Here is a 2,699-nt window from a genome sequence, read left to right as displayed (position 1 = left end):
TAACTCCCAGCTGATCATCGCAACGCATTCGCCAATCATCATGGCCTATCCAGATGCAGCGATCTATGAATTCAGTGAAGAAGGTATTTTTAAAAGAAAGCTGGAAGAAACGAATCATTATCGCATCATGAAACAGTTTTTTGAAAATACCCCAAGGATGATCCATCATCTATTAACTGAATAAATCTGAAAAAAGTTGAATATATTTAGTGGTTATTGATAAATCGCTTAAATTCCCTGGTAACTTTAATGAAATTATCACCCTGCCATTTAATCCATTCCAGGGCAAGTATGTTAATCATAAGCCAGATTGCACCGGCTAAATGGCCCGCCAGGACATCGCTAGGAAAGTGGGCTCCTAGGTAGATTCGAGTAAATCCTATCCAGATAACCAGAAAGCCCGCAACCGCAATGGCAGTCCCTTTAATGATAGGCTTTCTGGCAGAGCGGACAATCAAATAGGCGATAAATCCATAAAAAATCAGCGAACCCATTGAATGTCCGCTTGGAAAACTGTAGCCAATTGCATCGATCTCAGGATTAATAGAAGGACGCCCTCTTCCGTAAAGATGTTTCAACAATTTGGTCAGCGCTCCCCCGCCACCGATGGCAATCAATAAAAACAGAATGCCTAATTTATCCTTTGCCTTTACCCATAATGCGATTACTGCAGCAAGTGTGCATAACGACAAAAACCAAACAGAACCTAGCTCAGTAACAAAAATCATAATTTGGTCCAGAGTACCGTTTTCGATCTGTATAATCCTTTTTATGAACGCCTCATCAATCGCAATGATTTCGTTTTCCAGTATTTCCTCAGCTAATTCCGAGAATATGACGATAAAAAGAACCGACAATCCAGCTCCAGCGATCATCAGCAAAAACGGCAAACCTGCCTGCTTTAATTCTTCCTTATTTAACTCCACAGCCCCTACCTCCTTTTTTCAACATCAAAAATAGCCATTATGTAAATCCCTAAATTTATTAGATTTTCTGATCCGCTAACCGCGCATCTTTCCAAACTATATTGAACTTTTACCCGACATAAATATGAGTAAACGATACAGATTTGTTTACGACAGCGGATGATTTATTTTACCAATAAAATTTAGTCGAGCATTTTATATTTGTGCATGAGGATGAAATCCCCAAAATTACTTTTTCACAATCATAACTTGTAAAAATTTGCATACTCTGTGATAGACTATTTTTATAGAAAACAACATGAGACTGATAGAAATAGATTTTAAGGGGGAGTATGAGTGTTTAGCAGTGGTTTGATTCTTGAAGGTGGAGGCATGAGAGGTGTCTACACTGCAGGGGTGCTGGAGCACTTTTTAGAAAAAGAATTATTTTTCCCGTATGTCATCGGGGTTTCTGCAGGTGCATGCCAGGGTTCTTCCTATGTTGCCAGGCAGCCTGGACGCAACAAGCAGGTCACGATTGATTATGTAAGACACCAAGATTATATTTCTTATAAAAATTTACTATTAAAAAAGGAATTGTTCGGGATGGACTTCATTTTTAATAAGCTCCCTAATGAGCTCGTTCCATTTGATTTTGAAACGTTCAACAGCGCTGCTGAAAAGTTTCTTGTTGGTACGACCGATTGTATCACCGGCGAACCGGTATATTTTGATAAAAATGATGTGCCAGAGGATTTCCTTAAAATCATCAGAGCCTCCAGTACACTGCCCTTCATGGCACCGGCTATCGAGTTCCAGGGCAGGACGTTGATGGATGGCGGCATTGCGGATCCAATTCCAATAAGGAAAGCAATGGCTGATGGCGTGGAAAAAAGCGTCATTGTTTTAACGAAACCAAAAGGATATCGCAAGAAGAAATCTTCCCTTTCCTGGCTGCCAAGATATGTATATAAGGAATACAAAGGGCTGCACACCGCGCTTGAGACACGCTACAAGATGTATAACGAAACTCTTGACTATATTGAAGAACTTGAAGCAAAAAATGAAGTCTTCGTAATAAGGCCTTCAAAGGATCTCAAAGTGGGAAGAGTTGAGCGCAATCCCGATAAACTGACTCAATTGTATGAAGTTGGATATGAAGATGTGAAGGAAAGTTTCGATGAATTGATAGACTGGCTGGGCGAGTAAAGACGATGTTAAATGATGCACTTGAAGTTTTGTCAAATAGCCTTAAACGAGACAAAAGAGTTCAAGCTATTTTTGTGAAAGGATCTGTTGGACGCGGCGAGCAAGACGAACATTCTGATTTGGATTTGTATTGCCTTGTGGAAGAGAAAGACCTTGATGATTTCCTTCACACTCGGATACATCATCTAGAGTCATATGGAAAATTACTTTTTCATGACGACATTTTCATCGTTGCACCACAGATTCTTGCCGTATATGAAAATATGCTTCATTTCGATTTATTTACAGTAACAGAGCAGACTTTTATTGAAAAAGACTTCATTAAAGTCATTTACGACCCGGATCACCGTTTGGAAAAGTTCAAAAACACTCAAAACCTCAGGTTATCTGAAAATGAATTCCAGGATGCAGTCGATGACACCGTCTGGTTTCTTTTTCAATATAAAAAATCTGCAGCACGCGGCAATGATTTATGGTCAGTGAATATGCTTAATCATGCAATGTTACATCTATCAAGAGTGTTGCTGCATAGATATAAACCTGAACGAGCACAATTGGGTTTGAAGACGGTAGAAGCATCATTGC

Annotated in this window: 3 protein-coding genes and 1 pseudogene; 3 read left to right on the top strand and 1 reads right to left on the bottom strand. The window is 39.5% G+C overall.

What is annotated here, in order from left to right:
* Positions 1-184, top strand: a pseudogene (locus ACH0QE_RS11820) (AAA family ATPase); the annotation flags it as partial.
* 22 nt (positions 185-206) lie between these two features.
* On the opposite strand, the gene ACH0QE_RS11815 reads toward ACH0QE_RS11820, so the two are convergent.
* The gene (locus ACH0QE_RS11815; protein WP_415800848.1) at positions 207-926 is read right to left on the bottom strand and encodes a phosphatase PAP2 family protein; all 720 of its coding nucleotides are present in this window, start codon (positions 924-926) and stop codon (positions 207-209) included.
* Positions 927-1,262: 336 nt separating this feature from the next.
* Between ACH0QE_RS11815 and ACH0QE_RS11810 the strand changes: the two genes are divergently transcribed.
* Both ACH0QE_RS11810 and ACH0QE_RS11805 read left to right on the top strand, forming a co-directional pair.
* A complete protein-coding gene (locus ACH0QE_RS11810) occupies positions 1,263-2,114 on the top strand; it encodes a patatin-like phospholipase family protein (protein WP_415800847.1) in 852 nt (283 codons plus the stop codon).
* Positions 2,115-2,119: 5 nt separating this feature from the next.
* On the top strand, positions 2,120-2,699 hold a 580-nt coding region (locus ACH0QE_RS11805), incomplete at its 3' end, for a nucleotidyltransferase domain-containing protein (RefSeq protein ID WP_415800846.1).

Origin of the sequence: Mesobacillus sp., from assembly GCF_047739415.1 — a bacterium.
Classification (GTDB): domain Bacteria; phylum Bacillota; class Bacilli; order Bacillales; family Cytobacillaceae; genus Mesobacillus.
The sequence above is the reverse complement of the archived record's forward strand: the minus strand, read 5'-3'. Positions and strand labels throughout refer to the sequence as shown.